Below are 3,239 nucleotides of genomic sequence, written 5' to 3'. Positions count from 1 at the left end.
GGATGGGCATTCTCTGGGGCAATGGGATCTTCCACTGCCGGACGAGATCCTGGCCCGGAAACACGGGGGGCCGAGGGGCGCTGCAGCAACTGTCCCCATTGCCAACTCACCAAAACCCAGCCCAGCAGCCCGCCCATCAGAAAGGGAATCAGGCGCACCCAAAGCAGGGATCCCCCGTTCTCGACCTCCGTGGCCGCCGTCAAGGGCCTGAGCCGCAGAGTACCTGATGCGGCCAAGGGCGGCGCAACAGCAGTGGGGTCTCCAGAAAGTGGGCCAGAGGCAACACTTCCAGAGGAGATCAGCGGAGATTGAAGGGCAACGGTCTCTGGAGATCCTTTTTGGGATCCCTGTGCTCTGGCTTGAATGTGCTCCAGCTCCGCCAACACATTGGCCACCGATTGCGGGCGGGCGGCAGGATCTTTGGCCAGGCAACCGAGGATCAAGTCAGACAAACCGGCGGGCAGCGCGAACTTCAATCCCAGGTCTTCCAGAGGAATGGGGCGGCGCTTGTGGTGGGCCTGGTACCAGCCCGGGAAAGATTCGGTGGTGGGCTTGAGGGGCATCTGGCCAGACACCATCTGGTACAGCATGATCCCGAAGCTGTAGATGTCGGAACGGACGTCCAGAGGGGATCCCTCCAGTTGTTCTGGGGAAGAATAGGCCAGCGTTCCCAGGTAGGCATGGGTAAAGCTCAAAGATTCATGGCTATTGAGCAGCTTGGCAATGCCGAAATCCACCAGCTTCGCCAGTTCCCCAAAACTGTCATCGGCCACCACGATCACGTTGGCCGGCTTCAAATCGCGGTGGATCACCTGTACCCTTTGCCCTTCCATGAGGATCCCCTCGTGGGCTGCTTTCAACCCCAAGCCAATTTGACGGGCCAGCCGGAAGAAGCGCTCCAAAGGCAAAGCCCCTGCGGCCAGAATATCCTTGAGGGTTTGGCCGTTCAGGTATTCCATCACATAGAAAGGCACCTCATCGGGGGTAAGGCCATAGTCATTGACTTTGACAATGTGCAGGCTTTTTTGGCCCAAAGCCGCGCAGGCTTTCGCTTCCCGTTCAAAGCGCAGGCGGGTGCGCTGATCCATTGCCGGCTGGGAAAGCAGCTTGACAGCCACTTCCACCCCACCAAAGAGCAAATCTTGAGCCAAATAGACTCGCCCCATGCCCCCCTGTCCCAGCAGATGTACAAGTCGATAACGCTGAGCCAAGAGGCGACCCAAAAAGGGATCCGACGCAGTAAACATAGGGAATCGCGGCGGTACAGAGAACAGGTTTGCAAGAGTCTCGAAGGGATCCGGCAGGAGCGGGCTACCTCTACCATAAGCACTGGAGCCGTCATAGGCCATGCTCGCCGCCGTCAATCCAGTTGCCCTTGATGTCTTTGCCAATTGTTTACCACCCCGACTACAGTGCCCCCCTGCCGCCGGGCCATCGCTTTCCCATGCCGAAATTTCGCCTCTTGCAAGAGCTGCTGCTGCGGGAAGGGGTGATCCGCCCCCAGCAAGTGCACCACCCTGAGCTGCCCCCTCTCGCCTGGATTGAGTCGGTACATACCCCTGAGTACGTCAGGGCCTACTGTGAGGGATCCCTGGAAGCCAAATTGCAGCGGCGCATCGGCCTGCCCTGGAGCCCAGAGCTGGTACAGCGCACCTGTCGAGCAGTGGGGGGTACCGTCTTGACCGCCCAATTGGCCCTGCGCCATGGCTTGGCCTGCAACACCGCCGGTGGCACCCACCATGCCTTCCCCGCCTACGGCTCCGGCTTTTGTATCTTCAACGACCTGGCCATTGCCGCCCAAGTCTTGCTGCAGCAAGGGCTAGTGCAAAGGCTCTTGATCGTGGATTTGGATGTCCACCAGGGAGATGGCACTGCTTGGATCTTTCGCTCCGAGCCGCGGGTGTTCACCTTTTCCATGCACTGCGAGGCCAACTTCCCCGCCACCAAACAACAGAGCGACCTGGACGTGCCCCTGCCAGTAGGCATGGAAGATGAAGCCTATCTCCAGACTTTGGCCGACCACTTGCCCGATCTGTTGGCTCAGGTGCGCCCTGACCTGGTGCTCTACGATGCCGGTGTGGATCCCCACGAGGAAGATCTCCTGGGCAAGCTGGCCCTTAGCGACCAGGGCCTGTTTCGGCGGGACATGCAAGTGCTGAACACTTGTCTAAAGCAGGGCTATCCTGTCGCCTGCGTCATCGGCGGCGGCTACGGCAAAGACCTCAACCGCCTCGTGTATCGCCACTCCCTGCTGCACCGGGCTGCCAGCGAAGTGTACCGCCAATACCGTCTTTAGCCGGGCGCAAACTAGGCGTATTCGGCAATCACTACTGTGATGTTGTCTCGCCCGCCCCGCTCTTTGGCCGCCTCGATGAGCTTTAGGGGAAGTTGCTCCAAATCTTCCACCTGCAGGCAATACTCGATGATCACTTCGTCGTCCAGCTCCTCAGTTAGGCCGTCGCTACACAACAACAGGCGATCCCCTGGGTAAACTGTAATCGGCTGCACAGAAGGTGGACCCGCATCGGGTCGGCCCAGGCAGCGCTCGAGAATATGTCGCCAAGGGTGAATCCGGGCCTGCTCATAGGTCAGCTCCCCCAGTCGAATGGAGCGAGCCACTAAGGTGTGATCCTCGGTCATTTGCTGCATTTCGGATCCCCGTAGGCGATAGAGGCGAGAATCACCGATGTGAGCGCTCCAGCAGTTGCCCTTGGGATCCACCATGGCCACCACCACCGTAGTGCCCATGTCTGCCCGCTCTGGATTTTCCCGCTGATCCTTGAGGATGGCACTGTTGGCCGCTTCTACGGCTTCGCTGAGCAACCGGGGCGCCGGCACGTTTTTCCAGCCTCGATCCAGATATTCCCGGATGGTCTCGACGGCCAACAGGCTGGCTGTAGCCCCAGCAGCATGTCCTCCCATACCATCGGCAACAATAAAGTAGCGTCCCTCCGGATCGCAGTAGTAGGCATCCTGATTGCTGCTGCGGAGCTTGCCGGGATCCGTAGCGCAGGCATATCGTCGCATCACATCAATCGCTCTGACCGATTCAACCTTAAGAGTACTCTGAGTAAAGCAAGAGCAGCGAGGGCAGCCAAAACCAAAGCGATAACCGTTAAGGTAGCATGTCCGGCCAAAAAGAGCTGAGTTGCGCTCAAAAAAAAGGCCGCAAACAACACCCCGTAAATGACTCCCAGCCCGGTGTTGTTCAGCTTGCGCAGCAAGCGCTCCGTCTCGCT

At 59.2% G+C, this 3,239-nt stretch carries 3 protein-coding genes and 1 pseudogene; 1 reads left to right on the top strand and 3 read right to left on the bottom strand.

Annotation, left to right across the window (positions count from 1 at the left end):
- Positions 1-1,247, bottom strand: a 1,247-nt coding sequence (locus tag NW820_RS00490; protein ID WP_414406387.1) for a serine/threonine-protein kinase, incomplete at its 3' end; no start/stop codon positions are given.
- 131 nt (positions 1,248-1,378) lie between these two features.
- Between NW820_RS00490 and NW820_RS00485 the strand changes: the two genes are divergently transcribed.
- A complete protein-coding gene (locus NW820_RS00485; RefSeq protein ID WP_011432582.1) occupies positions 1,379-2,296 on the top strand; it encodes a histone deacetylase in 918 nt (305 codons plus the stop codon).
- 11 nt (positions 2,297-2,307) lie between these two features.
- On the opposite strand, the gene NW820_RS00480 is transcribed toward NW820_RS00485, so the two are convergent.
- Both NW820_RS00480 and NW820_RS00475 read right to left on the bottom strand, forming a co-directional pair.
- On the bottom strand, positions 2,308-3,027 hold the full coding sequence (locus NW820_RS00480; RefSeq protein WP_414406386.1) for a PP2C family protein-serine/threonine phosphatase: 720 nt from the start codon (positions 3,025-3,027) through the stop codon (positions 2,308-2,310).
- Positions 3,027-3,239: pseudogene (locus NW820_RS00475) on the bottom strand (AarF/ABC1/UbiB kinase family protein); the annotation flags it as partial. The pseudogene NW820_RS00475 and the gene NW820_RS00480, both read right to left, overlap by 1 nt.

The sequence above is a fragment of the Synechococcus sp. R55.7 genome (assembly GCF_047461955.1).
Classification (GTDB): Bacteria; Cyanobacteriota; Cyanobacteriia; order Thermostichales; family Thermostichaceae; genus Thermostichus.
Note: the sequence above shows the minus strand (reverse complement) of the source record. Positions and strands in the feature narration are given on the sequence as shown.

Coding starts and splice junctions, on each gene's coding strand:
- NW820_RS00485 (WP_011432582.1), top strand. CDS start 1,379: ATGTCTTTGCCAATTGTTTACCACCCCGACTACAGTGCCCCCCTGCCG.
- NW820_RS00480 (WP_414406386.1), bottom strand. CDS start 3,027: ATGCGACGATATGCCTGCGCTACGGATCCCGGCAAGCTCCGCAGCAGC.